The organism is Actinomadura sp. NPDC047616, assembly GCF_040642915.1.
GTDB lineage: Bacteria > Actinomycetota > Actinomycetes > Streptosporangiales > Streptosporangiaceae > Spirillospora > Spirillospora miaoliensis.
Window position 1 is genome coordinate 159,416 of sequence record NZ_JBEYTB010000013.1, and the last position, 26,411, is coordinate 185,826.

At 71.7% G+C, this 26,411-nt stretch carries 24 protein-coding genes and 1 pseudogene; 14 read left to right on the top strand and 11 right to left on the bottom strand.

The window, feature by feature from the left end:
* The first annotated feature begins 119 nt into the window (after window positions 1-119).
* On the top strand, window positions 120-839 hold the full coding sequence (locus tag ABZ801_RS28640) for a TetR/AcrR family transcriptional regulator (RefSeq protein WP_344954029.1): 720 nt from the start codon (window positions 120-122) through the stop codon (window positions 837-839).
* On the top strand, window positions 836-1,144 hold the full coding sequence (locus tag ABZ801_RS28645; RefSeq protein ID WP_360703482.1) for a transcription initiation protein: 309 nt from the start codon (window positions 836-838) through the stop codon (window positions 1,142-1,144). Before ABZ801_RS28640 ends, ABZ801_RS28645 begins: the two co-directional genes overlap by 4 nt.
* Before the next feature lie 109 nt (window positions 1,145-1,253).
* On the opposite strand, the gene moeZ is transcribed toward ABZ801_RS28645, so the two are convergent.
* On the bottom strand, window positions 1,254-2,435 hold the full coding sequence (gene moeZ / locus ABZ801_RS28650) for an adenylyltransferase/sulfurtransferase MoeZ (protein WP_360703485.1): 1,182 nt from the start codon (window positions 2,433-2,435) through the stop codon (window positions 1,254-1,256).
* Between the two features lie 215 nt (window positions 2,436-2,650).
* Between moeZ and ABZ801_RS28655 the strand changes: the two genes are divergently transcribed.
* From ABZ801_RS28655 to ABZ801_RS28700, 10 genes are all read left to right on the top strand, one after another.
* Window positions 2,651-2,842: a hypothetical protein gene (locus ABZ801_RS28655; protein ID WP_344954039.1), complete on the top strand. Its 192-nt coding sequence runs from the start codon at window positions 2,651-2,653 to the stop codon at window positions 2,840-2,842.
* Between the two features lie 108 nt (window positions 2,843-2,950).
* The gene (locus ABZ801_RS28660) at window positions 2,951-3,145 is read left to right on the top strand and encodes a CsbD family protein (RefSeq protein ID WP_344954041.1); all 195 of its coding nucleotides are present in this window, start codon (window positions 2,951-2,953) and stop codon (window positions 3,143-3,145) included.
* A 258-nt stretch (window positions 3,146-3,403) separates the two neighbouring features.
* Entirely contained in the window at window positions 3,404-4,231 is an 828-nt protein-coding gene (locus ABZ801_RS28665) for a hypothetical protein (protein WP_360703489.1), read from the top strand.
* Between the two features lie 25 nt (window positions 4,232-4,256).
* Window positions 4,257-5,498: a S8 family serine peptidase gene (locus tag ABZ801_RS28670; RefSeq protein ID WP_344954045.1), complete on the top strand. Its 1,242-nt coding sequence runs from the start codon at window positions 4,257-4,259 to the stop codon at window positions 5,496-5,498.
* 50 nt (window positions 5,499-5,548) lie between these two features.
* A complete protein-coding gene (locus tag ABZ801_RS28675) occupies window positions 5,549-5,872 on the top strand; it encodes an MGMT family protein (RefSeq protein ID WP_344954047.1) in 324 nt (107 codons plus the stop codon).
* Window positions 5,873-5,978: 106 nt separating this feature from the next.
* Window positions 5,979-6,662 carry a PucR family transcriptional regulator ligand-binding domain-containing protein gene (locus tag ABZ801_RS28680; RefSeq protein WP_344954049.1) on the top strand — a complete coding sequence of 228 codons (684 nt, stop codon included), beginning with the start codon at window positions 5,979-5,981 and terminating at the stop codon, window positions 6,660-6,662.
* 181 nt (window positions 6,663-6,843) lie between these two features.
* On the top strand, window positions 6,844-9,969 hold the full coding sequence (locus ABZ801_RS28685; RefSeq protein ID WP_360703494.1) for an ATP-dependent DNA helicase: 3,126 nt from the start codon (window positions 6,844-6,846) through the stop codon (window positions 9,967-9,969).
* A 130-nt stretch (window positions 9,970-10,099) separates the two neighbouring features.
* Window positions 10,100-13,510 (top strand): ATP-dependent DNA helicase, encoded by a 3,411-nt coding sequence (locus ABZ801_RS28690; RefSeq protein ID WP_360703497.1) that lies wholly within the window; start codon window positions 10,100-10,102, stop codon window positions 13,508-13,510.
* A gap of 294 nt (window positions 13,511-13,804) precedes the next feature.
* Window positions 13,805-14,584 (top strand): methyltransferase domain-containing protein, encoded by a 780-nt coding sequence (locus ABZ801_RS28695; RefSeq protein ID WP_360703500.1) that lies wholly within the window; start codon window positions 13,805-13,807, stop codon window positions 14,582-14,584.
* Window positions 14,585-14,758: 174 nt separating this feature from the next.
* Window positions 14,759-15,127, top strand: coding sequence for a hypothetical protein (locus ABZ801_RS28700; protein ID WP_344954057.1), 369 nt, complete (start codon window positions 14,759-14,761; stop codon window positions 15,125-15,127).
* A gap of 24 nt (window positions 15,128-15,151) precedes the next feature.
* Here ABZ801_RS28700 and ABZ801_RS28705 read toward each other — a convergent pair.
* Both ABZ801_RS28705 and ABZ801_RS28710 read right to left on the bottom strand, forming a co-directional pair.
* Window positions 15,152-15,289: pseudogene (locus ABZ801_RS28705) on the bottom strand (DUF4253 domain-containing protein); the annotation flags it as partial.
* 139 nt (window positions 15,290-15,428) lie between these two features.
* Window positions 15,429-17,162, bottom strand: coding sequence for an AMP-binding protein (locus ABZ801_RS28710; protein ID WP_360703502.1), 1,734 nt, complete (start codon window positions 17,160-17,162; stop codon window positions 15,429-15,431).
* 148 nt (window positions 17,163-17,310) lie between these two features.
* Between ABZ801_RS28710 and ABZ801_RS28715 the strand changes: the two genes are divergently transcribed.
* Window positions 17,311-17,658, top strand: a complete 348-nt coding sequence (locus tag ABZ801_RS28715; protein ID WP_360703505.1) for a hypothetical protein — start codon at window positions 17,311-17,313, stop codon at window positions 17,656-17,658.
* A gap of 372 nt (window positions 17,659-18,030) precedes the next feature.
* Here the strand turns inward: ABZ801_RS28715 and ABZ801_RS28720 are convergent, their stop codons facing one another.
* The 7 genes from ABZ801_RS28720 to ABZ801_RS28750 form a co-directional block, all read right to left on the bottom strand.
* Window positions 18,031-18,279 (bottom strand): hypothetical protein, encoded by a 249-nt coding sequence (locus ABZ801_RS28720; RefSeq protein ID WP_344954072.1) that lies wholly within the window; start codon window positions 18,277-18,279, stop codon window positions 18,031-18,033.
* Between the two features lie 659 nt (window positions 18,280-18,938).
* The gene (locus ABZ801_RS28725; protein ID WP_360703508.1) at window positions 18,939-19,166 is read right to left on the bottom strand and encodes a hypothetical protein; all 228 of its coding nucleotides are present in this window, start codon (window positions 19,164-19,166) and stop codon (window positions 18,939-18,941) included.
* Between the two features lie 139 nt (window positions 19,167-19,305).
* Window positions 19,306-19,707: an NUDIX domain-containing protein gene (locus tag ABZ801_RS28730; RefSeq protein ID WP_360703511.1), complete on the bottom strand. Its 402-nt coding sequence runs from the start codon at window positions 19,705-19,707 to the stop codon at window positions 19,306-19,308.
* 99 nt (window positions 19,708-19,806) lie between these two features.
* Entirely contained in the window at window positions 19,807-20,952 is a 1,146-nt protein-coding gene (locus tag ABZ801_RS28735; RefSeq protein WP_360703514.1) for a type III PLP-dependent enzyme, read from the bottom strand.
* Window positions 20,953-20,980: 28 nt separating this feature from the next.
* Window positions 20,981-22,645, bottom strand: a complete 1,665-nt coding sequence (locus ABZ801_RS28740) for an IucA/IucC family protein (RefSeq protein WP_360703517.1) — start codon at window positions 22,643-22,645, stop codon at window positions 20,981-20,983.
* Window positions 22,636-24,213: an IucA/IucC family protein gene (locus ABZ801_RS28745; protein WP_360703520.1), complete on the bottom strand. Its 1,578-nt coding sequence runs from the start codon at window positions 24,211-24,213 to the stop codon at window positions 22,636-22,638. Before ABZ801_RS28745 ends, ABZ801_RS28740 begins: the two co-directional genes overlap by 10 nt.
* Window positions 24,210-25,376 (bottom strand): siderophore biosynthesis protein, encoded by a 1,167-nt coding sequence (locus ABZ801_RS28750; RefSeq protein ID WP_360703522.1) that lies wholly within the window; start codon window positions 25,374-25,376, stop codon window positions 24,210-24,212. The genes ABZ801_RS28745 and ABZ801_RS28750 overlap by 4 nt, the downstream gene beginning before the upstream one ends.
* 106 nt (window positions 25,377-25,482) lie before the next feature.
* Here ABZ801_RS28750 and ABZ801_RS28755 point away from each other — a divergent pair, with 106 nt between their 5' ends.
* Window positions 25,483-26,091 (top strand): HD domain-containing protein, encoded by a 609-nt coding sequence (locus tag ABZ801_RS28755; protein ID WP_360703524.1) that lies wholly within the window; start codon window positions 25,483-25,485, stop codon window positions 26,089-26,091.
* A gap of 8 nt (window positions 26,092-26,099) precedes the next feature.
* On the opposite strand, the gene ABZ801_RS28760 is transcribed toward ABZ801_RS28755, so the two are convergent.
* A complete protein-coding gene (locus ABZ801_RS28760) occupies window positions 26,100-26,363 on the bottom strand; it encodes a DUF4031 domain-containing protein (protein WP_360703526.1) in 264 nt (87 codons plus the stop codon).
* Between the last annotated feature and the right edge of the window lie 48 nt (window positions 26,364-26,411).

The following is a 26,411-nucleotide window of genomic DNA, read 5'->3' on the forward strand; positions in this document are numbered from 1 at the left end:
TGAACGGCGTTAACTAGTGAACGCCGTTAATCTTGCATACAGCGTTAACTATCGTCAAGGCGGTTCATGCGACATCATCGAAAGGGACAGCGGACGGCGGGCGGAGGGAGACGAGGACAGTGGGTGAGACCCGGCGCGACCGGCTGCGCGCGGCGACCGTGGCGGAGATCTCGCAGAACGCGCGCCGCATCCTCGTCGAGCAGGGGCCGCACGCGCTGACGCTGCGCGCCATCGCCCGTGAGATGGGCATGACCGCGCCGGCGCTCTACCGCTACTTCGACAGCCGCGACGAGCTGGTCCGGCACGTCGTGGGCGATATGTTCCAGGACCTGACCGACGAGCTGCACAAGGCCATCCACTGCGCCGGCGACCTGGACGGCCAGTTCCTGGCCGCCTCCCGCGCGTTCCGCCGCTGGGCGCTGGACCACCGGCGCGAGTACGAGCTGCTGTTCGGCGCCCCCGTGCCCGGCGTGGCGCGCAGCCAGGACGCCGACTTCGCCGAGGAGTGCGCCCGGGCGTTCGGCTGGACGTTCGTCAACCTGTTCCTGGAGCTGTGGCGCAAGCGCCCGTTCCCCGTCCCGGCCGACGAGGAGGTCCGTCCCGACCTGCGCGAGCAGTTGCGCCGCTACAACGAGGAGGCGCTGGGCGGGGTGAGCCTGCCGGTCGGCGTCATCCAGCGGTTCCTGCAGTGCTGGGTCCGCCTGCAGGGCAGCGTCAGCCTGGAGGTCTTCGGCCACCTGGACTTCGCCCTGGACGACCCCGAGCCGATGTTCGAGCTGATGCTGGAGGAGCTGGCGCCCTCGCTCGGCCTGAAGTACAGCCCGCCGTCCCGTCAGTGACCGCGCGTAGCCTGCTGCGGGTGAAGTACATGTTGTTGATCTGCGGTGACGAGTCCGCGGCGGCGCACGCCGAGGAGGGCTGCGGCGGCTGGTCGGAGGAGATGCGGCGCCGCGGGGTGGTGCGCGGCGGCGCCGGGCTGCGGCCGCCCGCCGAGGCCACCACGGTGCGGGTGCGCGACGAGCGGGTGCTGCTCACCGACGAGCCGCTGACCGGCGCGGCCCAGGACCTGCTGCTGGTGATCTGCGGCCGGCGGCTGCCCGCCGGGGACCTGCGCGGCAGGGACGCCGCCCGCTTCACCGCCTGAACCCACGAGGGCCCCGCCTGAACGCGTGAGGGCCCCGGACCGGCCGGTCCGGGGCCCTCACGTCCCGGCTGGAACCGGGCTCAGGAGTTCAGGGGGCAGGGGTCAGGCGTCAGTACGACGGCAGGCTCGGGTCGATCTGGTTGACCCAGGCCACGATGCCGCCGCCGACGTGCACCGCGTCGGCGAAACCGGCGTTCTTGACCACGGCCAGCGCCTCGGCGCTGCGCACGCCCGACTTGCAGTGCAGGACGATCTTCTTGTCCTGCGGCAGCCTCTCCAGGGCGTTGCCGTTGAGGAACTCGCCCTTGGGGATCAGCGTCGCGCCGGGGATCGAGGCGATCTCGAACTCGTTGGGCTCGCGCACGTCCACCAGGAAGATGTCGTCCCCGCGGTCCTGCATGGCCTTCAGCTCGTGCACCGAGATGGTGGAGTCCTTGGCGGCCTCGGCGGCCTCGTCGGACACCGCGCCGCAGAACGCCTCGTAGTCCTCCAGCAGCTCGGTCTGGGTCGGGTTCTTGCCGCACAGCGTGCACTCGGGGTCCTTGCGGACCTTGACCGACCGGTAGGTCATCTCCAGCGCGTCGTAGATCATCAGCCGGCCGACCAGCGGCTCGCCGATGCCCGTGATCAGCTTGATGGCCTCGTTGACCTGGATGGAGCCGATCGAGGCGCACAGCACGCCGAGCACCCCGCCCTCGGCGCAGGACGGCACCATGCCGGGCGGCGGCGGCTCGGGGTACAGGCAGCGGTAGCAGGGGCCGTGCTCGGCCCAGAACACCGCGGCCTGGCCGTCGAACCGGTAGATCGACCCCCACACGTACGGCTTGCCGAGCAGCACCGCCGCGTCGTTGACCATGTAGCGGGTGGCGAAGTTGTCCGTCCCGTCGAGGATCAGGTCGTACTGGGCGAAGATGTCCATGATGTTGTCGCGGTCCAGTGCGGTGTTGTGGACCACGACATCGATCCGCGGGTTGATCTCGCGCACGGTGGCGGCGGCCGACTCGGCCTTGGGCTGCCCGAGGCTGGACTGCCGGTGGATCACCTGCCGCTGCAGGTTGGACTCGTCGACGACGTCGAAGTCGATGATGCCCAGGGTGCCCACGCCGGCGGCGGCCAGGTACATCAGGGCCGGGGAACCGAGCCCGCCCGCGCCCACGCACAGGACCTTGGCGTTCTTCAGACGCTTCTGCCCGGCCATCCCGACGTCGGGGATGATCAGGTGTCGCGAGTAACGGTTGACCTCGTCGCGGGTGAGCTCCGCTGCGGGCTCGACCAGAGGTGGCAACGACACGGTGGGTGCTCCTGTGCTGACGCTCGGCTGTACCAGGGGCGGACGTCCCGTCGCGGGACACTGCCGTGGACCGGCCGCGAACCTCGCCGGGAACGTCCTCCCACCGCACAACCTTGCCATGTCCGTCCGAATTCCCGCACCGCGCCGCACGTCACAACCGCCGCCCGCATGAACGGCCGCGGATCGGGGACACCGCCGTCACAAAGGAGGCGATCATGCGACTCTTGGGACGTTCGGGGCGCACGCGACAGGCGGGGCGGAAGGCGGCGCGACGCCGCGCGCCCAGTTTCCGGGAAATGCGCGCGCGGCTGCGCACGGAGAAGGCCGAGGCCAGGCTGCTGGAGACGCAGGCCCGCATCCATCAGGAGGCCGCGCGCATTCGCGTGGACCTGCGTTCGCGGGGTTAGCCGCCGCCGGCCCGCGCCCGGCCGCGACACTGCCGCGCCGGTGGCACGCATAGATCGCCATAACGCGGGCAAACGTGGCACGTACGACCCCGTACCGAAGGAGGAACCGTGGGTTTCCTCGACAAGCTCAAGAACAAGACACAGCGGGCCAAGGGCCGCGCCAAGGAAGAGGCCGGCCACCAGACCCGTGATCCCTACCTTGAGTCCGAGGGCACGAAGGACCGCGTCGCCGGTGGCGCCAAGCAGGCCGGCGAGCAGGTCAAGGACGCCGCCAAGGAAGTCCGTCGCACTATGGAGCGCTGACCACAGCGACAACTTCGTCAACACCGGCCCCGGCCGCCCTCTGTGAGGGTTGACCCGGCCAGGTAAAAAATACGATCCGTTCTCCGCGCGGCGAGTGACCGCGCGGTGGGGGAGGAAGCCGCGCCCGAAAGCCTTGCGCGGTGGGGAGAAAGGGCCTCTCGTCCGAGGGGCCCTTTTCCCTGCTCACGTGTTGCGTGCGGTAGTGGTGCCCGTCAAGACAGGGCAGAACATGGCAAAGCACAGTTAATCTGTCCGTTTGTGGCGTTCCTGCCTCCAGTCAACCGGCCGCCCGCCCAGCCCGACCCGCCGGCGGCCCCGTACAGTGATCCCCCCCGGCGGCCGACCGTGCTGGGCCTGCACGGCCGCCAGTGGATGATCGTCGCCGTGGTCGTGGGCTGCTGCTACCTGGCGATGACCTTCGCCGCGCTCGCCGGCGCCTGGGCCACGCTGAACCGCGCGCCGACCACCGCCGAGATGCAGCGGGCGGCCGGCGCCGAGGTCGCCCGCCGGTGGCAGGCATGGCCCGCGCAGCGGATCTTCCCCGAGCGGCTGCCCTACAGCCCGGGCGGCGGACGCAGCGAGTACGCCTCCCTGCAGGGCATCTCCTCGGCGACCGCCTGCGACACGGCGGTGGACCAGGAGATCGCCGCGGTGCTGCGCCGCCACGGCTGCCGCGCCGTGCTGCGCGCCACCTACGCCGACCAGCTCCAGGGCGTCGTGGTGACGGTCGGCGTGGTCGCCTTCGCCGACCCCTTCAAGGCCGACCGGGCCCTGCGCGAGCTGCCCGCCACGCCGCTGCCGGACCGTTCCCGCGGCGTCCGGCCCGCGCTGCGCGCCGCCGCCTTCCCGGGCACGGCCGCCGCCCGCTTCACCGACTCCGCCCGCCAGGACCGCAGCAGCGACCGGGGCGGCCCCTACGTCGTGCTCACCACCTCCGGCCAGTCCGACGGACGGCCCGCCGCCGCGATCACCAAGAAGCGCCCCGGCACGCCGTTCGCCCTGGCCCCCCAACTCGGCCGCCACATCGCCAAGGCGCTGTCCACCCAGGCGCTGCCCGACTGCTCGTCCCGCGAGTGGCGGTGCTGAGGCGACTCACCGGAGTGCTGTGCTGATGACGCTTGTTCGGCGAACCGCCGCGATTCTCCTTGCCCTGACCCTGGGGGCCGGCCCGGCCCTCGTGCCCGCCGCCGCGCATGCCGACGGCGTCCGCGACCGGCAGCGGCCGATGATCCAGACACTGGAGCTGGAGGACGCCTGGAAGGTGACGCGCGGCCGCGGCGTGACGGTCGCCGTCGTCGACTCCGGCGTGGACCCGCGCCAGCAGGACCTCGCGGGGGCGGTCACCACCGGCCCCAACATGCTGGCCGAGGTGGACCGCGACTCCCGGCCCGCCCGCATGCACGGCACCGGCATGGCGTCGCTGATCGCCGGGCGCGGGCACGGCCCGGGCGGACGGGACGGCGTGATCGGCGTCGCGCCGGAGGCCCGCATCCTGGGGATCCGCGCGATCGGCGAGGAGGAGGACCCCAGCTACGCGCGCTACACCGAGTCGGACGAGGCCGAGGACGCGGTGGCGCGCGGCATCCGCTACGCCGCCGACCACGGCGCCGACGTGATCAACCTGTCGCTCGGCAAGGACGACGAGAACCCGAAGGAACGGGAGGCCATCGCCTACGCCATCGGCAAGGGCGTGGTGGTGGTGTCGGCCGTCGGCAACGACGGGGAGTCCAAGAAGCGCCTGGACCGCGACGGGTTCGCCCCCTACTCCTACCCGGCCGCCTACCCCGGCGTCATCGCGGTCGCCGCGACCGACCCCGACCACGGGCGCGCCGCGTACTCCAACCGCAACTACTCGGTGCTGCTGTCCGCGCCGGGCACCGCGATCCCGGTCGCGGCGCCGGGCGGCGACTACTACGTCACCGACGGCACCAGCGACTCCAGCGCGCTGGTGTCGGGCATCGCGGCGCTGATCCGCAGCCGCCATCCCAAGCTGCCCCCGGCGCTGGTCACGCAGGCGCTGCTGAACAGCGCCCGGCACGGCCCGTCCGCCACCTACGACCCCAACGTGGGGTTCGGCGAGGTCAGCGCGGCCCGCGCCGTCCGCGCGGCGGACGCGCTGGTGGCGCCGCGCCAGACGGTGGGCCAGCCGCCGTGGCAGCGGTTCGGGGCGGACGACCCCGGCCCGGTCGCGGTGATCGACCGGCCCGCCTGGGTCCGCCCGCTCATCCTGTTCGTCACGGTCCTGGGCATCGCCGGAGCGGTGATGGCGGTCGTGGTCGCGGTCACCCTGGCCCGCCGCCACCCCCGGGACCGGCCGTCGCCCGAACCGCAGGCGGCGCCCTTCGAAGCCTAGGCAGGGCACACTTCTGGGTGCATCCGCCCCTGGACACGACGGAGTCACCCTTGGCCTCTGAGAAGCCGCCCGACACGCTGGACGACTACGCCGACGCGGTGCTGGACGTGGTGGAGCGCATCCCGCCAGGCCGCGTCCTGGCGTACGGGGACGTCGCCGAGATGCTCGGCGCGGGCGGGCCGCGGCAGGTCGGCCGCGTCATGGCCCGGTACGGCGGCGGTGTGCCCTGGTGGCGGGTACTGCGCGCCGACGGCAGCCCCCCGCCCGGCCACGAGGTGCGGGCACTGGAGGAGTACCGCGTCGAGGGCACGCCCCTGCGCCCGGACGGCCGCCGCGTCGACATGCGCCGCGCCCGCTGGGACGGCCGCCCCTGAGCCCCGGCTGCGCGACCCCGCCGCGCGCGGCGGGCTGACGGAGCTGTAGCACGGCCGTAACAGTTGAGGCGTTTTCCTCGAACATCCGGTTCGTAACATGTGCGGTGTGAGGGTCGCCGAGCTGCTCGAGGATCCGGAACTGCGGCTGCGCCCGCTCGCCTGCCGCGACCGGCTGGATCGTCCCGTGCGGCAGGTGTTCGTCACCGACCTGCCCGACCCCAGCCGTTACCTGGACGGCGGCGAGCTGGTCCTGACCGGTCTGATGTGGCGGCGCGGCCCCTACGACTCGGCGCCCTTCGTGGCCGCGCTGGTCGCCAAGCAGGTCGCCGCGCTGGGCGCGGGCGAGGCCGTGCTGCCCGTGCCGGACGACCTGGTGGCCGCCTGCGACCGCTACGGCCTGCCGCTGGTCGCGGTGCCGCGCGAGACGCCGCTGTCGCGCCTCATGGCGATCGTGGTCCGCCGCCTGGACGCCGAGGCCGGCGCCCTCGGCGACGTCCCGGCCACGCACGCGGCGCTGCTGGAGCGGCTGCCCGCCGACGCCCGCCGCGAGTTCCGCCGCCGCGTCCTCGGCGAGCTGATCAGCTACGACCGCCGCCACCGCGGCGAGCTGCTCGCCACGCTCACCGAGTTCCTGGCCTGCTCGGGCTCCTGGACGGTCTGCGCGCGCCGCCTCAACCTGCACGTCAACACGTTGCGCTACCGCATCGGCCGCATCGAGGAACTCACGGGCCGTGACCTGTCGTCACTGGACGACCGGGTCGACCTGCTCCTGGCCCTGCGCGCCGAGTAGCCGGCGGCCGGCCGGCCTCCGCGTTCCGCCTTCTCTCTCACCCGCTTTCCCACCGGGCGCGTTCGCGTCATGCGGCGATTCTGGTCAGACCTGCCCCGATGATCTGCTGGAATCGTCTGTTGTGCCGTCAGCGTCCTACCGCCTCGTACGGCGCGCCGGTCCCGCGCGCGCCGTCCCACCCGTGCTCGACGAGCGGCAGCGGCAGGTCGTCGAGCACACGGGCGGGCCGCTGCTGGTGCTGGCCGGGCCGGGCACCGGCAAGACGACCACCATCGTCGAGGCCGTCGTCGACCGTATCGAGAACCGCGGCGTCGACCCCGAGCGGGTACTGGTGCTCACGTTCAGCCGCAAGGCCGCCGGGGAGCTGCGCGAACGCATCACCGGACGGCTGCACCGCACCACGCGCACGCCGCTGGCGCTGACCTTCCACAGCTACGCCTACGCGCTGCTGCGCCGCGACGCCGTCCTGAACGAGGAGCCCCCGCCGCGCCTGCTGTCGGGGCCCGAGCAGCTGCTGGAGGTGCGCAGGCTGCTGCAGGGCGAGCTGCTGGACGGCGCGCGGGATTGGCCGGAACGGCTGCGTCCGGCCCTGGCCACCCGCGGGTTCGCCGAGGAGCTGCGCGACTTCTGCCTGCGCGCCGCCGAACGCGGCTACGGCCCCGAGGAACTCGTCGCGCTGGGCCGCACCCGGGGCCGGGAGGACTGGACGGCGATCGGCCGGTTCATGGAGCGCTACGCCGACCGGTTCGCCGTCGACCCCGTCCCCACCTACGACTACGCCGACCTGATCCAGGTGGCGGCGGCGCTGCTGTCGGACGAGGACGTGCGCCTGCGCGAGCGCGACTCCTACGACGTGGTGTTCGTCGACGAGTACCAGGACACCGACCCCGCCCAGGAGTACCTGCTCCAGCAGCTGGCGGGGGATGGCCGCGACCTGGTCGTCGTCGGCGACCCCGACCAGTCGATCTACGGGTTCCGGGGCGCGGACGTCCGCAACATCCTGCAGTTCCCCACCCGGTTCCCCACGATCACCGGCGACCCGGCCCCCGTCGTGGCGCTGCGCGACTGCCGCCGCATGGGCCCGGAGGTGCTGACCGCGTCCCGCCGCATCGCGCGCCGGCTGCCCGCCGGTCCGCTGGCCGCCGAGCACCGCGACCTGCGCCCGGTGCGCGACGCCGACGGCGACGACGGCCCGGCCGACGAGGTCCGCGTGGTGATCGCCGACAGCGAGAGCCAGGAGTCCGCGCTGGTCGCCGACGAGCTGCGCCGCGCCCATCTGCTGGACGGCGTGCCGTGGTCGCGGATGGCGGTGCTGGTGCGCAGCGCCACCCGCCAGGTCCCGGTGCTGCGGCGCGCGCTCGCGCAGTCCGGGGTTCCGGTCGTCGTCGCGGGCGACGAGGTGCCGCTGATCGCCGAACCCGCCGTCCGGCCGATCCTGATGCTGCTGCGCGCCGCCCTCAAACGCGGGTTCCTGGACGAGCTCGTCGTCGAGGAGCTGCTCACCGGCCCCCTGGGACGCGCCGACGCCCTGGCCATGCGCCGCCTCAAGCGCGCGCTGCGCGACCTGGAGGACCTGTCGGGCGGGCAGCGTCCGCTGAGCGAGCTGCTGGTCGCCGCCGTGAACGACCCGCACGAGCTGATCCCCGTCCACGAGAAGGTGCGCGCCCCCGCCGAACGCATCGCGCACCTGATCGAGGTGGCCCGCGAAAGCGCCCGCAAGGGCGGCACGGCCGAGGACGTGCTGTGGGCGGTGTGGCGGGAGAGCGGCCTGGCCGACGAGCTGCTGGAGCAGAGCGTCAGGGGCGGCTCCCGGGGCGCGTCCGCCGACCGCGACCTGGACGCCGTCGTCGCGCTGTTCGACCACGCCGCCCGGTTCGTCGACCGCATGCCGCAGGCCGGTCCCGAACTGTTCGTCGACTCGATCGCCTCCCAGGAGATCGCCGGGGACACCCTCGCCGAGCAGGCCCCGCACGGCGAGGCGGTGCGGGTGCTGACCGCGCACCGCTCCAAGGGCCTGGAGTGGGACGTGGTCGTCGTCGCCGGGGTGCAGGAGGGCATGTGGCCGGACGTGCGGCTGCGCGGCTCCCTGCTGGGCGTCGAGGAACTGGTCGAGCACGCGGCGGGCGGCGACGTGCCGGGCGAGGAGGCCGCCGGCGCGTCCATGGCCGCCAAGATGCTGGACGAGGAGCGCCGCCTGTTCTACGTCGCCGTCACCCGGGCGCGGCGGCGGCTGGTCGTCACGGCGGTCGGCGGTGACGACACCGAGGAACGCCCGTCCCGGTTCCTCAACGAGCTGCTGCCGGGCGCCGCCGAGCAGGCCCAGCTCGACGAGAAGACCCGCTGGCTGTCGCTGCCCGCGCTGGTCGCCGACCTGCGCTCGGTCGTGGCCGACCCGTCCCGTCCCGAACCGCTGCGCCGCGCCGCCGCCGCGCACCTGGCCCGCCTGGCCCGCGCCGGGGTGCGCGGCGCCCGCCCCGACCACTGGTACGCGATCACCGCGCTGTCCGACCCCGGACCCGCGTTCGGCGACGACGAGCAGATCACCGTGTCGCCGTCGCAGGTGGAGACGTTCACCACCTGCGGCCTGCGCTGGCTGCTGGCCTCGGCGGTGGGCGCCCAGGAGGGCGGTCCCGGCGAGTTCAGCACCATGGGCAAGGTCATCCACGCGGTCGCCGAGATGGCCGGGGCCGACGACGGCATCACCGAGGTCGACGTGGCCAAGCGCCTCGACGAGATCTGGAACGAGCTGGACTTCCGCAGCGCCTGGTACTCCGACAAGCAGCGCGAGCAGGCCGCCACCATGGTCGACCGGTTCCTGACCTGGCACCGCGACAACCCCAACGAGATCGTCGCGCTGGAGGAGTCGTTCAAGGTCGACCTCGGCCGCGTGGTGATCAAGGGCCGGATCGACCGGGCCGAACGCGACGCCGAGGGCCGCGCCGTGATCATCGACATCAAGACCTCCACCACCGCCGTCCCCAAGGACGAGCTGGCGCGCCACCCGCAGCTCGGCGTCTACCAGTACGCGGTGATGCTCGGCGCGTTCGAGCGGCACGGCCTGATCGAGCCGGGCGGCGCCAAGCTCGTCCAGGTCGGCAAGGCCGCCTTCACCGCCCGCGCGCGCGAGCAGGAGCAGCCGCCGCCCACCGAGGACCCCGAGCCCGACTGGCCGAAGAAGCTCGTCGACCTGGTCGCCGCCGGGATGGCCAGCGACGTGTTCCAGGCCCGCGCCAACGACAAGTGTCGGACCTGCCCGGTACGGTCCTGCTGCCCGGTGCACGAGGAGGGCGGGCAGGTAGGCCCATGAAGATCGGTATCGCGGCCGGCGCCGGAGTCGGCGTCGGCGCCGGGGGTGGACCCGGGCGCACCGGTCGGCGGGGAGTGCGGGCAGGCGGGCCCGTGCGGATCGGTCCCGCGTCCGGCGATGGGAGGTGTCCTTGATCACACCGGGGGAGCTCGCCCGGCTGCTGGGGATCCCGGAGCCGACCGACGAGCAGGCCCGGGTGATCGAGGCGCCGCTGGCGCCGATGGCGGTGATCGCCGGGGCCGGGTCGGGCAAGAGCGAGACGATGGCGGCCCGCGTGGTGTGGCTGGTCGCCAACGGGTTCGTCCGGCCCGAACGGGTGCTGGGGCTGACGTTCACCCGCAAGGCCGCCGCCGAGCTGGGCGCCCGCGTCCGCAAGCGGCTCGACCGGCTGCGCGAGGCGCTGCCCGCCGACGAGCTGGCCCGCCTCGGCGGCGAGTCGGTGTTCGACGGCGAGCCGATGGTGTCGACGTACCACTCCTACGCCGCCCGCCTGTTCGGCGACCACGCGCTGCGCGAGGCGCTGGAGCCCACCATGCGGCTGATCTCGCCCGCGGTCGCCTGGCAGATCTGCTCGCGCGTCGTCGACGCCTACGACGGCCCCATGGACAAGATCGAATGGTCGCCGGACACCGTCACCAAGGCCGTCATGGAGCTGTCCGGCGACCTGTCCGAGCACCTGCGCGGCCCCGACGACATCCGCAAGGTCGGCGCCTGGCTGGAGGAGCGCTTCGCCGCGGTGCGCAAGCCGCTGAAGGCCCAGCGCGACATCCTCGCCAGGCAGGCCGTCCGCGAGCAGCTCATGCCGCTGGTGGAGGCGTACGGGCGGGCCAAGGCCGACCGCGAGGTCATCGACCACGGCGACCAGATGGCGCTGGCCGCCCGCATCGCCCACCGGCATCCCGAGGTCGGGATGATCGAACGGTCGCGCTTCTCGGTCGTGCTGCTGGACGAGTACCAGGACACCAGCCAGGCCCAGCTGGTCCTGCTCCGTTCGCTGTTCGGCGGCGGCCATCCCGTCACGTCCGTGGGCGACCCCTGCCAGTCGATCTACGGGTGGCGGGGCGCGTCCGCCGGCAACCTGCTGCGCTTCGCCCATGACTTTCCGCTGCGGCCCGCGCAGCGGCCCGGCGAGCGGGCGGTGCCCGCACCGGTCGTGCAGCTCAGCCGCAGCTTCCGCAACGGCGAGCGCATTCTCGAGGCGGCGGCGCGGGTCCAGGAGGAGCTGCGCGCCGACACCTCGGCGGTGCCGCGTCTGGTGCCGGGTGCGGGACGGGAGAAGCGCGGCCGTGTCGAGTGCGCGCTGTTCGAGACCGTGGAGGACGAGGCCGAGCGGATCGCCGCGCGCGTGGCCCGTCTGCTGGCCGGCGATCCGGCCATCGCGCCGGACGGCGGCGTCTGGGACGACGGCGAGCCCCTGACGTATTCGGACGTCGCGGTGCTGGCGCGCAAGCGCTCCCAGTTCCCGCTGATCCGCAAGGCGTTGGAGAGCCGGGGCATTCCGGTCGAGGTCGTGGGGCTGGGGGGCCTGCTGACCGTCCCCGAGGTGCAGGACGTGGTGGCGACGCTGCGGGTCATGCACGACCCGACCGCCGGGGCGTCCCTGGCGCGGCTGCTGACCGGGCCGCGCTGGCGGCTCGGCCCGCGCGACCTCGTCGCGCTCGGACGCCGGGCCCGTGCGCTGGCGCAGGAGGCCGCCCGTGACGTCACTCCGCCTGCCGCCGACGCTCCTGCCGAACCCGGGGCAGGGGCTGAGGCCGGTTCCGGGGCCGAGTCCGCCGCGCCGGAATTGCCCGACGACCCGTTGCGGCAACTGGTCAGTGAGCTGAACCAGGAGACCGGCGGTCTCGTCGACGCCCTGGACGACCTCGGCCCGACCGAGCAGTACTCGCCGGAGGGGTACGCGCGGCTGCGGCGCCTGCGCGACGAACTGCGGGCCCTGCGCCGCCAGGTCGGCCTGCCGCTGCCCGACCTGGTCACCGAGGTCGAACGCGTCCTCGGGCTCGACATCGAGGTCGCCGCGCGCGCCGGTCTCGACCCGGTCACCGCCCGCGCCGACCTGGACGCGTTCATCGACGCCGCCGCCACCTTCGCCGGGGACGCCGAGGACCCCACGCTCGGCGCGTTCCTGGCCTACCTGCAGGCCGCCGAGTCCGAGGAGTTCGGCCTGGAGGCGGGCCGGGTCGGCGAGAGCAACAGCGTCAAGCTGCTCACCGTGCACGCGTCCAAGGGCCTGGAATGGCCGGTGGTGATCGTGCCCGGCCTGTCCTTCACCCCGCAGAAGAGCGGCGGCCCCGCCAAGGGATCGATCTTCCCGTCCCCGCCGCAGAACGCCACCCGCTGGACCGCCAACCCCCGCGTCCTGCCGTTCATGCTGCGCGGCGACCGCGCCGACCTGCCCGACCTGCGCGGCCTGGAGAAGGACGACCTGGCCGCGTTCGACCGGGCGTGCGCCGAACGCGACCTGCGCGAGGAACGGCGGCTCGCCTACGTCGCGGTCACCCGCGCGTCCCACCTGCTGATCGCCACGGGCTACTGGTGGGGGTCGTCCGGCCGCCCCCTCGGCCCGTCCCCGTTCCTGGAGGAGATCCGCGAGGTGTGCGTGGCCGGCGCCGGCACGGTCGCCGTCTGGACGCCGCCGCCCGACGAGGACGTCACCAACCCGCTGCTCGAACGCGGCGACGAGGCGCCCTGGCCGCTGTCGCCCGCCGAGCGGGCCGCCCGGGGCGACGCGTCCGCGCGTGAACGCTATGACGCGATCGTCGCGGGCGCCCGCATGGTCGAGGACGCCATGACCGGCCGCAACCTGCACTGGGCCGGCGACGACGGGCTCACCCCGGCCGACCGGTCCCGCATGACCGCCTGGGCGCGGGACGTGGAACTGCTGCTCGCCGAACGAGACCGCGGCCGCGGCGGCGACGGCATGCAGGTCGAACTGCCCGCGCACCTGTCGGTGTCGGCGCTGGTGTCCCTCGCCCGCGACCCCGAGGCCCTGGCCCGGCAGATCCGCCGTCCCATGCCGCGCCCACCCGCCCCCTACGCGCGCCGCGGCACCGCCTTCCACGCCTGGCTGGAGAGCCGCTGGGGCCAGCAGCGCCTCATCGACCCCGACGAGCTGCCCGGCGCCGCCGACGAGGGCGCGGCCGACGACGCCTTCCTCGACCGGCTGCGCGAACGGTTCGAGGAGTCGCCCTGGGCCGCCCGCCGGCCCCTGGACATCGAGGTCCCGTTCGAGACCGTGATCGCCGACCGGCTGGTGCGGGGCCGCATGGACGCGGTGTTCCGCACCGCCGACGGCGGCTACGAGATCGTCGACTGGAAGACCGGCCGGCCCCCGACCGGCGCCGACGCCGACGCCGCCGCCGTGCAGCTGGCCGCCTACCGCCTGGCCTGGGCCGAGCTGGCGAACGTCCCCGTCGAGAAGGTCAGCGCCGCCTTCCACTACGTCCCCGACAACCGCACCGTCCGCCCGGCCGACCTGCTCGACGCCGCCGGCCTGGCCGCCCTGCTGGAGAAAATCCCCGTCGCCGCCAAACCACTGTGATTTGCCTCTGGTCACGGTGCGTCATTTCAGGGATGATCCGGGCAACAACGTCCAGGACGGGTATGACTGGCAGGACGGGTATGTAGGTATGCACTCACCGTGGCCGTTACCCGGCGTGGCGGGTCTGGGTTACGGCGGCGGCGATGTCGCAGGCGACGCGCAGGCGACGTCGTGGGCGAGGGGTAGGTAGGGGCTAGGCGAAGGCTGGGCGCGGCGGCTAGGTGAAGCCAGCCGGCGGCCAGGCGGCGGTTAGCCACGGCCGGGTACGGCTAGGCGACGAGCGGAGGCAGGGGCTTGGCGAAGCGGCACGACGAGACGGTGGTACGGGAGTTCTCCAAGCAGGCGGCCACCTTCGGTGACACGCGCCTCAACGTGGCGTACACGCGCCACCTGGCGCGGCTGGTCGAGTACATGGAGCCCGAACTGGACCTGGAGGACGTGGTGCTGGAGGTCGCCGCGGGCACCGGCCTGGTGTCGCGCGCGCTGGCCCACCGGGTCCGGCACGTGACGGCCCTGGACCTCACGCCCGCGATGCTCGAACAGGGCAAGCGCGAGGCCGACCGCGACGGCGTCACCAACGTGACCTTCACCCGCGGCAACGCCGCCGACCTGCCCTATCTGTCCCGCTCGTTCACCCTCGTGGTCTCCCGCTTCGCCCTGCACCAGGTCGCCGACCCCGAGGCCGTGCTGCGCGAGATGGCACGGGTCAGCCGCCCGGGCGGGGCGCTGTTCGTCCAGGACATCATCCGCCCGGAGGGCGTCACCGCCGACCCGGACCGCATCGAACGGCTGCGCGACCCCTCCCACAACACCCTGCTCACCCGGGAGCGCATAACCGAGCTGGTCGAGGCGGCGGGCGCCGAGGTCAAGCGCGCCGAGACCTTCGACTACGTCCGGCCGCTCGACCCCTGGCTGGAGCAGTCGCACACCCCGGACGACGTCGCCGTCGGCATCCGCAAGGAACTGGAGGCCGAACTGTCCGGCGGCCCCGCCACCGGCATGCGCCCCTCCATGGTCGACGGGGAGCTGTGCTTCACCCACACCAACCTGCTCGTCCACGCCTGCGCACCGTGAGCGCCCTGCGCGCGCTTCGCGCGTGCTTCGCGCCGTACATGCTTCGTGCGGAGGTGCTCCGTGCGGGGGGCGGCGCGTTCGGGGGGCGGATTCTTGCGGTGAGGGTGGATATGTGCCTGGTGACTTCGAGCAAACGTTCGACGCGTGTGACTTGAGTGCTCTATGTTGTCGAACATGAGTTCTAGCAGTGCTCTGGCCTCTTCCCCCGTACGGCGTCCGGAGCAGCACTCAGAGCAGCAGCGTTCGGAGCGGCGTCCGGAGCGTGAGCCCGCCGCGCTGGCCATGCGCATCGGCGTCGTCGCCGCCGAGGCGGCTCTGGCGACGTTCGCGCGCCACATCGACCTGGACGAACTCGCCGAGGGCGACGTCGACTTCGAAGGGGCCATCGGCCCCGCCGAATGGCCGATCTTCTCCCTGGTCATCGACACCCTGGCCGAGACGCACGCGGGCGACGGCCGCACCCTGGACGAGCGCCGCGCCGACGCCCTCAACGACCTGGCCCGCATCTGCCTGGCGGCCAAAGCCCGCGCGGGAGCCGCCTGACCGAGGGACGGGGCGGTTCGGAGATCAGTCCCACCAGAACGACCATGTGCTTGCGTTGACCAGCTCCCGGGCGTACTCCTCGAAGTCCCCGGTTCCCTGGTCGATGTTGTCCGGGCAGAAGGCGTAGTGCTCGGCCGCCACGGCCCGTGCGTGCTCGCGTGTCGGTGCCGGTCTGCGTCGAGCTCGGCGAGTTGGGCGTTGGCCGGGGCAGGTCTCGTCGCGCTGCTGCGGCTGGTTTCGACGGTGCGGTGTCGTGTCGGGGGTGGGGCGTTGCCGGTTGGGCTGTGTCCTGGGCCGGCGGTCAGTTCGGGAGGGCGTGGGGTCTTACCTTTCCGCTACTGGTTCGCGGAAGCTCGTCCACGAAGTACACGTCACGAGGCACCTTGTAGCGCGCGAGGTTCTCCTTGACGTACCGCTTGACGTCCTCTTCGTCGATCGACGCGCCCCGCTCACGGACCACGTAGGCGGCCAGCCGCTGCCCGAAGTCGGCGTCCTCCACCCCGACGACCGCGACCTCGGCCACATCGGGGTGGCGGCCGAGCAGGTCCTCGACCTCTCCGGGGAAGACGTTCTCTCCGCCCGAGACGATCATGTCGTCGGCGCGTCCGTCGACGAACAGTCGTCCCGCCGAGTCGAAGTGGCCGAGGTCACCGCTGCTCGCCAGGCCTTCGTGGACCCGTTTGCCGCCGCCACCGGTGTAGCCGGCGAACCGCAACCCGCCTCCGGTGTAGATCTCCCCGATCTCTCCGGAGGGGAGTTCCCGCCCGTCCTCGTCCAGGATCTTGATGGTGAGGCGGAAGGTCGGTCGGCCCACCGTGCCCGGTGCCTCGCGCAGATCTCGCGGGGTCGCGATGGTCGCCCATCCGGTCTCGGTGGCCCCGTACACGTTGTGCAGGACGTCCCCGAAGACGTCCATGAACGCCTCCGAGAGGTGCGGATGCAGCGCCGACCCGCCGGACACCACTACCCGGAGCGAGTCCGGCAGCGGCCGTCCGCGTGAGGCGTCCAGGATCCGCTGGAGCATGACCGGGACCGCGACCAGCGCCTCCACCCGGTAGGCGTCGACGGCGTCCAGCACCTTGCCCGGATCGAACCGGCGCAGCAGCACCAGCGGCATGCCCATGCCCAGTGCGACCAGCATGTACGCCATACCGAGGACGTGGAACAGCGGAGGCGCGACCAGGATCGGCGTCCCCGAACGCACCGGAACCCGCATCAGATGACTCAGCGCCGCCGGAACCACTGCCGCGAGCGAGACATCGTGACGTGCTCCTTTGGGGGTGCCGGTGGTGCCGGACGTGAGTATGACCACTCGGCTGGGGCGCGGCGGCTTGTACGCAACGGGCTCTGTGTCCGCCAGCTCCTCGATCGTGGGGAGGCGAGAGTCGCTCGGATGATCCGTCCACGCATGGACGCGCTGACCATCGAAGGAGGACTGCTCCACCACCTCGTCGAACTCCTGGTCGTGCAGCAGCAGCCGGACGCCTTCGCGCTCGGTGACGTCCCCCAGCTGCGTTGCGGAGAAGTCGGTGTTGAGCAGGACCACGTCATTGCCCAGCCGCGACGCCGCCAGCAGCGAGATGACGAACCCGCGATGATTGCGGCACAGCACCCCTATGCGGGCCTCCGGCTTCCCGGCGTCCTGCTGGTTGGGAGTTGCTTCGCCAGGTCGTGTGGGTGTGCGGGTCGTGGCAGTGGGTTCTTCGGTGGTGGTGGGGGTGGCGGCTGACTTCTTGTTTCGGGATGGAGTGGCGTTGGTGAGGCGCTGGTGCAGGGCGGTGGCTACTGCGGCTGCTTGCTGCTCCAGCTCCGCGTACGTCAGGGCGCCGCGTTCGTCGTGCAGCGCGGTCCGGGTGGGAAACCGCAGCGCCGCCATCGCTCCCAACGTCGCGGGCGTCGGACCGAACCGCGCACCCGCGAACACCAGCCGCACCGCCCGGTCTGGCCGGACCGGATGCAGCACGCCCACGTCCCGCACCGCGCGCGTAGCCCGCGCTCCCAGACTCGCCACCGTCCGCACACGGTCGAGCACCACAGCCGTTCTCCTCCTGACCAACCCGTCAATCAGGTCAATGACATACCCACCCACGAGCGAACATGTGGCGGCGGGCCGTGCTGTCCCCAGGCGTGCGGCGCTGCGGACCTGGTGATCCATAAGGCTCAGGGAGCATCTCACCGCAACGGTGAGCCTCGTGAGCTACGAAAATCAAGGCAGAATCAGGGAAGCGGCCACCTGGTACACCCGCGCCGCCCGCAGCGGGCACGTCAAGGGCTACAACCGCGTCAATGTCCTCAGCCACCAGCTCGTCACCGACATCACCCGGCTCACCAGTAGCCTTCCCCGACGCCGTTCCCGCCGACGCTCCCCCGACGGCAGCCCGGCCGGACGACACCCCGCTTCCGCCGAACGGACACCCGCGCGTGACGGAGACGCCAAGCCCGTGACGCAATCGCCGTCCGAGGCGCGCCGACGACCCGGACGAGCCGGCGAACTGGCTTGGTGGGTGCTCGGCGGCGGCGTTTCGGGCTGATATCAAGTAGCGCATGGCGAAGTACGCGGGCGGCGAATAAAGACTCCATGCCCCAGAGCACGTCTCGCTCTACTATTGCCTCTCCAAGCCGGCCTAGTCCTGAGGCGCTGAGCGCATGATGGACGTGCGCGATGTGGGGGCTCTGGGCAGATGAAGTGCCCCACCTGCCGTCTCTTTTTCTCTGTGAAGCCTGGCCGATGCGCCCATGCCGTCGCCCCGGTCAGAGCGGGCGCCTACGGGCGCCGAGGGGCGCCGCCGCCGAATGGTTCCGCCGGCTCGCTGAGAAGCAACCCGGGCCGGCCGCCTGATGCCTCTCAGAACATGCAGCGCATGCTGAACTCGGTGACCTAGTACGGGCCGTGAGTCAAGACCTTAATCGCCCCCGCAGCCTCCGCATCCCCCTTCTCCGCCGCTGTATCCGCCATATCCTCCGCCGCCGCCACCGTATCCGCCGCCGCCACCGTTCGGTGGGTCGTCCCAGCCGAAGGTGGCGGCGAGCAGGAAACCCAGGATGACAACGAGCGCGAGGGCTCCGGGGCCGTCCTTCTCCGGGTTGGCCGCGACGTAAAGGAAGACAGCGGCTATCAGCGCCAGGATTACAACGCGCACGCGCATGAGCACGACGGCCTCCTTAGCTTTACGAGGGCCTCACTCGGTCGGCCCGCCGGGTGCTCTGTTCGGGGGGCAGCAGGTGATGCGATAGGGAAGCTCAGGTATGTAGGTCTTCCAGTCCGCTCTGGACAGAGGACCGACCTCCGTGCACAGCATTTTCTTGATCGGGAGGATCCGATCAGGTGGGTGCGAAGATGGTCTTCTGTGATGCTGACGATCGTGGATCCGTCAGGTGAGAAGGCGAGCCCTCGTACGATTCCCGGAGAATCGGGGCCCGCCACCTGCCGCCAGGCCCAGACCTCCTTGCGGAGTCTTCTCCCGATCACGGTCGCTCAGGCCGTGCAGCGCCTTTGACGGCCACCCGCTCGCCGTCAGGACCGCAGCCCTCGTACACCACCCCTTGTCCGCCCGCACCAAGCCGTCCGTCGAGATAGAAACTTCCCAGCTGCCGTGGGTCGCCGGGAACGAGCGGTTCCACCAAGGCCGGCCTCCAAGGGGTTGCCCAACCTGGCTGGTGAGGGCTTCATCGTCCCTCAGAAAGACGCTCGTGTCTGCTCAATGGTTCGGCGGTGCAGAAGAGACCCCCGCGCTCCTGTCCTCCCAGACCGCGGTGGGCGGCGGTGCGGAAGCGGCTGCCGTCGCCGACGTCGATGGGGCAGCGCGGCGGTTCACCCGGTTCCGGTGCCGAGCTCCAGCACCTTGTACCCGGGGCCCGTCTCCAGCAGTTCGAGCATCCGCTGCACGAGGCTGGGGCCGAGCAGGAGCAGGTGGGCATGTCGGCCGGGGCGGCGGTCCGATCGATCCAGGAGTCGGGGTCGTCTACGACCCGCGCCGACCATGGCGACGGGTGGGATGAACAGGTGCCGGGTGACGGCCGAGACGAGGGTGTCGGGCACGAGGGCAAGTTGAGAACTGGGTGCTGCACCAGCTCAGTGCGGGTGTCCTGCTGTGGGTGACTCCTGCGGGGCAGTGGTACGTGGTGCGTCCCGATCCCTACCCGGAGGAACAGTCAATACGGGTTCGTGCGTCGGTGTGTCAGTGAAGTTGGCCGACCTGGTGCAGGTGGTCGAAGATGATCTGGTCGACGGGGGATACCCGGTCACGGTCGGCATAGGTCAGCCAGACGAGTTCTGCGATTTCACTGTTCGGCGTCGGCTGGCCTTGATGGTCGGCGGTGTAGCAGGTCATCTTCACGGTGACGCCGTCTGCGTGGCCGTGTGCTTGTGCCTGGAAGGTGCCCAGGTGCGTGGCGGTGGTCGGGACGATGGCGACGGCGAGTTCCTCGTCGATTTCCCTGACCAGGGTGTCGAGGTCGGTCTCGCCGGGTTCGCGTTTGCCGCCGGGGATGTAGTAGACGTCCTTGCCGTGTGAGCGGGTGCTGAGGATCCTGCCGTCTTTCAGGTGGATCCAGGCGATTTTGTCGATGGTCGTGGTCATCGCTTCATGCTTTCTGGTTACGGCGGGCCCGGCGGCCCAGGACGGCAGTATCGCCGAGGCGAACCGCTTGCGCTCCCCGGTGGACGGAGCGTAGGGCCGCTACTGCTCCAGGTAGTGGAACTCCGGTTTCGGGTGCATGAGGAAATCGTGGTGAGAGATGTTCCAGGCGTAGGCGCCCGCCATGGCGAATGCCACCACGTCCCCTGGTTGCAATGGGGGGACGGGGACGTCGCGTGCGAAGACGTCCTTTGGCGTGCACAACTGGCCCACCAGCGTCGCTCGCTGCGTCGGCTCCCGGGCGCCTCTGGACGGGAGGGAGACGAACGGCTGATTGTGGCCCTTGGTGACGGGCGTGCGCATGTGATGTGTGCCGCCGCGTAGCACCACGTAGGTCTCGCCATGTGTGGTCTTCACGTCCAGCACATCGGTGACGTACCAGCCGTGGTAGGCGGTGACGGCGCGGCCCGGTTCGATGCGTAGGCGGACGTTGGGGGCAGTCAGGGAGGCAAGCCCCTCAGCGTAGGAACCCCAGTCGAAGAGCCGGCCGGGGGTCGTGTAGTCCACCGCCATGCCGCCACCGACGTTCACCTCGGGGTCGGTGATGCCGCAGACGTCGCGTAGCCAGGGGACGGCCCAGCCCAGGATGTGGGAGGCCAGGTCGAGCATGGCTGGGGCGTCCAGGCCGGAGGCCAGGTGCGCGTGGATGCCGCGCAGGTGCAGCCAGGGGCGGTCGGCGATGAGCTTGGCGCACGTGTCCAGGGCGTCTTCGTCCATGCCGAAGGGGCCGCTCATCGAGAGGGCGGCGCCGGATGTCGCGACCGGCAGGTTGGCGCGTAGCAGGATCTCGGCCGGGCGCTTCAAGGAGGCCAGCCGGTGGAGTTCGTGGGGGCTTTCGACGTGCAGGCGGTGGACGTCGAGGTCAAGGGCCAGGCGCAGTTCTTCGTCGGTTTTGCCGGGGCCGCCGAAGGCCAGCCGCGCGTGCGGCAGCACCTGGCGCACGTGGACGAGTTCGCCTCCTGAGGAGACCTCGATGCCGTCCACGAACGGGTCCAGGGCGCGCAGGAGGGGCGCGTCGGGGTTGGCCTTGGCCGCGTAGTAGAGCTCCGGGCCGCGGCCTGCTGACGGCGATTTCAGGGCGCTGTGGAGGGCTTCGACGTGCGAGCGCAGGCCGGGAAGGTCGTACACGTAGGCCGGGAACCGTTCGAGCCGGCGGACGTACGACAGCACGTGCGATGGCATCTTCATCCGATGTGCCTTCCGATGGGCGTCCGGCTCACGTGCAGAGCGGCGCCTGGGTCGCCAGGGGGTTGGGGGCCGTCACGTATCCGGCGCCGCGATCAGCGGTGCGGGCCCAGCGTGCCCGCAGGTTCGCCTTGGCGGGGAGCGGTACGCCTGCGAGCAGTGCCCTGAGCTCTGGGCGGCGTGCGCCTTCGTAGGCGGAGAGCAGGCTGCGGGCGGTCGTCCACAGTTCGGGGTCGAGTTCGGGGTGCAGGTCGGCGACGGCTGCGGCGATCTCGGCCAGGTGGTTGACGAGCAGGCAGTAGACGACGCGGTTCCAGCCGCGTTCGGGGTCGTAGGTGAGGGCTTGGCGGATGCGTGGAGGCAGGTCCGCCAGTTCGTCGAGGAGGCCGTGGCCCGGGACGAGCTTGGTGCCCTCCAGGTCGCGGAAGACCGCGCGGACGGGCATGCCTTCGTCGTTCACGGTGATGAGGACGTTCTGTAGGTGCGGCTCCAGGACGACGCCGTGATCCAGGTAGGCGTGGAGGACGGGGAGTGCGACCCGTTTCACGTACTGCTGCCACCAGGTGAGGGCGCTGTCAGGGGAGGCCATCGCGGGGAGTTGAGCCAGAAGCGTTCCGTAGGGGTCCGCCAGGGCGCCTGCGAGGAGCGGGGTGCCGGGCAGGTCGCCTATGCCCTGCCGGAGGATGACGCCCAGGCCCTCGTAGAGGTGGCGGTCGGCGAGTGCCACGGTGCGGTAGGCGGGTTCGGCGAGCAGGACGCAGGCGTCGAAGCGGGCGCTGAGGGTGGCGAAGACGGGGCGCAGCAGGCGGTTGAGGACGGTGGCGCCGGTCAGTTCGTACCAGGCGTTCTTGCGGACGCAGTTGGTGATGCGCACGTCCAGGCTGAATTTGCAGAACAGGTCGGCGGCCGGGACGTACACGGTGCGGACGGAGGAGGTCGGTATGGCCTCCGGGCCGCAGGGGCCCAGGTCACGGACGAGGTCCTTGCGCAGGGCCCGCTGGAGTGCGGAGTGGTCGCCGAGCAGGGACAGTTGCCAGGGGTGGGCGGGGAGTGCCCGGTAGCCGGGGGGAACGGCGGGGCCGAGGGCCTCCAGAGGGTCGAAGGCGTTCGGTTCTCCTTCTTCTGCGAGGAGTTCCTCGCGGACCGCCAGCCAGTGGGGTTGGAAGCGGGCGCGGGTTTCGGGGGCGTAGGGCAGCCACTGCTCCGGGGCGCCCTGGCGTGCCTTGGGGGACGGGTGGAAGCGGTGTCCGGCGACGAGGGATTGCTCCGACTCCACATAGCGGCGGACGGCCTCGGACGGCAGTTCGCCGGGGGAGGAGTCACTTCGGGTCTTGAGGATGGCGGTCAGGGCGGTGTGGCTGTCGGCGACCTGGGCGGTGAATTCGGGGTTGGCCTGGCCTGTGGCGAGTTCCAGTTCTCCGGCCACGAGGTTGCTGAGCCGGTCCCAGGGTGCCGCGATCCAGTCGTCGTCGCGTCGTTCCTCGTACGGGGGGACGAGCCGGTATGTGGGTCCGGCCGGGGGACGTGCCAGGCGTGCGCGCAGGACGACCCCAACCCGGGGGAGGCGGACGATCAGGTGCGCGCCGTCCGGCCATATCTGTTGCTCGGGCGCGCAGACCTCCCGCACCAGGCAGTTGAGCAGCGCGGTCGCCGTGGCGTCGTCGGCGGTGAACGTCGTCGTTCGTGTCAGGAGCACGGTTCGTTGTCCCGGAGGTAGTTGGGCCCGGGCGGGCCGTAGTGCTTGTTGATGTCGGCGGCCCCCGTACGGGCCTTGTCCACGAGCGTCCCTGCGGTGACCATCGCCTTGGTGGGCAGCCGGTCGGCGTCGAGCGTGCGGGAGCGCAGGAACGCGTCGTCCGGGCCCAGAGCGGCGTCCAGCCGGTCCCGGATAATGGCCAGGCCGGTCCGCAGCGGCAGCAGCCCCCGTTCGGCCAGCCCGAAGGCGGGGGCGGCGGCGCACAGGTGCAGGGTGATCGTGACGAAGACGCGGGCGAGGGCCTCGGGGTCGCGCGTGGTCATGCGCGGGTCGGCGAAACCGGTGGCCGCGTCGGCGGCGGCGGGGCCGAGGGTGCCCGCCAGCCGGTCGGGGTCGAAGAGAGCCCCGTCGTTGTCCTTGAGCAGCAGGGACGGTTGGTCGTCCCCGGTGATGACCAAGGACACGTTCTGTTGGTGAGCCTCAAGGGCGATGCCGTAGCGGAAGAGGGTGACGTTCCAGCGCAGGAGCACGTTCAGGTAGGCGCCGAACAGCGTTGGGACGTCCCAGCGTTCGATGACGTGCTCGCCGTTGGGTGTCCTGGCCAGCAGGGCCGCTACGGGCACCACGTGTGCGCTCGCCGTGGCTTCGGGGAAGCGGCGGACCAGGTAGCCGAGCATGGGGGAGCCGGCGTGACCGAACGTCTGCTCGTCGGCCAGCAGCACCGGCAGGTCGGGTTCGTGGTCGAGTACTCGGCGCAGCAGGCGTTCGGCCAGTGCCCCGTCCGGCAACGTTCGGGGGACGATGGTGCGCCGGTTGCGCAGGCCCAGCGTGCTGGTCGGCAGCGGCATCTTCACGTGGGTGAGCGGGCCGACGGCGACCGTGCGCATCGACAGGGTGGGGGCGGCCTCTATCCGCGGATGGGGAGCGATGGTCACGTCCTTGTGGTCGGAGAGGTGACCTACCGAGAGGGGGTGCACCGGGAACAGGGCGGTGTCCGCGTTGAGGCCTACCTCTTCCGGGGTCGGCCACCACGAGGGGTGCGGTCCCGTGGTTGTGGTGAGTTCGTGGGGGATCGCGGCCCAACGCAGGGGGAAGGACGGGGCGAATTCGGGGGCGTACTGGCGTTGCTGCTCTTCGGTCAGGCCCGTCCGGGCCAGGCCCGTGGGGTAGACGGGGTGGTCGTTGTAGGCGGCCAGCGTGTCGTAATACGTGCCGGGGCCCCGGCGTTGCTCGTCGGGTACACGGGACAGCCGGGCCATGACTTCGGGGCGTGCGCGCTTGTGCAGGCGCAGGGTGGCGAGTGCCTCGCGGCACTCGCGCTCGAAGGCCGAGATGTCGTCGCGTGGGTCCGCCACGTGGCGGGCTATGCGCAGGACGTCGTCGAGCTTCAGGGGCTGGCCTGGTTCCACGGCCAGGTCGTGGAGGAAGCGGTCGCGGCGCAGTCTTATGGCCGGTGCGCCTGGCAGCGCCAGGGTCCGTTGTCCGGTGTCTATGAAGCGGCGCAGGTTGCCGTAGTCCTCGCGCAGCAGGGTGTCCAGGACGCGTGTGGCGAGTGCCTGTTCGGTCACGTGATCGTCCACGTGTGGGCGGCGCGGAAACGGGCTATGGCGGCTTCGACGTCGTCCTGGGCGGGGCCGATGGCCCGGATGGTGCCCAGGTAGTCGCGGTTGGTGCGGGTCAGCTCGAACGTCTCGCCCACGGCGCGCTGAGGCAGGTAGGACAGGCGTACCGCGCCGTCGGTCAGTTCGACGGCGCTGGGGGCGGCCGTGAGCGTGCCGGCGCGTTCGGCGATGACGACGTCCGCCACGGCGTGGCCGCCCGTGGTCGCCGGGGTGGCGGGCAGGGGTTCGCCCAGGTGCACCCGGAGGATCAGTTCGTGCAGGGGGACGCCCAGCAGGTCCGCCAGCAGGAAGTCGCAGTGGTCGCCGATGAGCCGGTAGTTCACCTCGATCAGGCGGGCTCGCCCCTGGTGCACGACGAACTCGGTGTGGCAGGCCCCGAAGCCGATGCCCAGGGCGTCCAGTTGCGCGAGAACCTGGTCGGTCTCAGGGGGCGGCGGGGCCCATTCCAGGCGTTCCTCGATGAAGTGCGGGGGCGGGGAGAGCCGTGTGCGGAACGACCCCAGCACTCGGATTTCTCGGCCGTCGCCGAGGGTCTCCAGGGTGTGCAGCCGTCCCGGCAGGTACTCCTCGGCCACCAGGGGGTCGGAACGGCGTGCCCGTATCTGTGCACGGCGTGCCGCCAGTTCTTCGGGGCCGTCCACGAGGTAGACGTCCTCGCTGGCCACGCCTTCGCGCGGCTTGAGGACGAGCGGGTAGGGAGCGTCCGGGGGGACGTGGTCGGCGTCGGCGGAGAACACCGGGTCCACCCCGGCCAGGTGGTGGCGCATGAGCGCCTTGTTCTTGGCGCGGGTCGCGGCGCGCCAGTCCTTGCCGGGGAGCCCGAAGTAGGCCGCGGCCAAGGCGGTGGGGGCCTGCAGGAAGTCGCTGTTGGAGAAGACCGCGCGAGGCGCGCCGTCCAGGGCGGCCATGCGGGCGACGATTTCCCGGTAGTCGGTGACGTCGCACTCCACGATCCGGCCCGGGTGGACGCCGGCGTGCTCGGCGGGACGGTCGGTGAGCAGCACGACGTCCAGGTCGTACGCGTTCGCCAGGTGTACGGCCGCGGGCAGGAACCCGTGGGTGACCGAGTCGGTCGTCTTGCCGGCGACGAGGTAGAGCGAGGCGGCCACGGCGCCCCTTCCAGGTGAGGTAAGCCTTGCCTAACTCGTTGATCACCATAGCGGCGGGGCCGTACCCCGCGTGCGAGAAACGCCGTCACGGCCCCAAGATGGGCGCATGGAACTCCTGGACCGGTGGACCGCGCTGGCCGGGCCGCAGACCCGCACGATCGGGGAACGGCTGGCCGCCCGGTACGCGGAGGAGCACCGCCGCTACCACACCCGCGACCACCTCACCGCCGTCCTCGACCTGGTCGACGAGCTGGCGCCCTACGCGGCCGACCCCGACCTGGTACGGCTCGCGGCGTGGTTCCACGACGCCGTCTACGACCCCGCCCGCGCCGACAACGAGATGCGCAGCGCGCGTCTGGCCCGTCGCATGCTCGCCGACACCGACCTCGCGCCGGACGCCGTCGCCGAGGTGGCCCGTCTCGTGGAGCTGACCGAGTCGCACGCCCCCGACGAGGACGACCGCAACGGCCAGGTCCTGTGCGACGCGGACCTGGCCGTGCTGGGCTCGGATCCCGAGCGCTACGCCGCCTACGCCGCCGCCGTACGCGAGGAGTACGCCTTCGTCCCGGAGGAGCTGTTCAAGGCGGGCCGCGCCGAGGTGCTACGGAGCCTGCTCGACCTGCCCGCGCTGTTCCACACCCCGGAGGCGCGCGGACGGTTCGAGGACCGTGCCCGGCAGAACATCAGGACGGAACTGATGCTGCTGAACGGGTGAGGGGACGCTCAGGTACGGGCGGTCTTGCGGCGGCGCAGGCCCGCGCGGGTGAGACGCAGCAGGAGTTCCTGGCAGCCCACGGGGCTGGCTCCCAGGGCGACCGCGGCCTCGTAGAGTTCGGACGGGACGTCATAGTGGTCGCGTTCGAACGCCCTGGGCGGGAGGCCCAGGTCCGCGGCGAACGTGTGCAGTTCCTCGAAGGACACGTCGCTGACCATGTGGGACCACACCCGGCCCCGGGCGGGCCACAACGGCGGGTCGATGAGGATCAAAACACCTCCACGGTGTGCCGGCGGGCGGATCCCCTACAGTGCCAGACG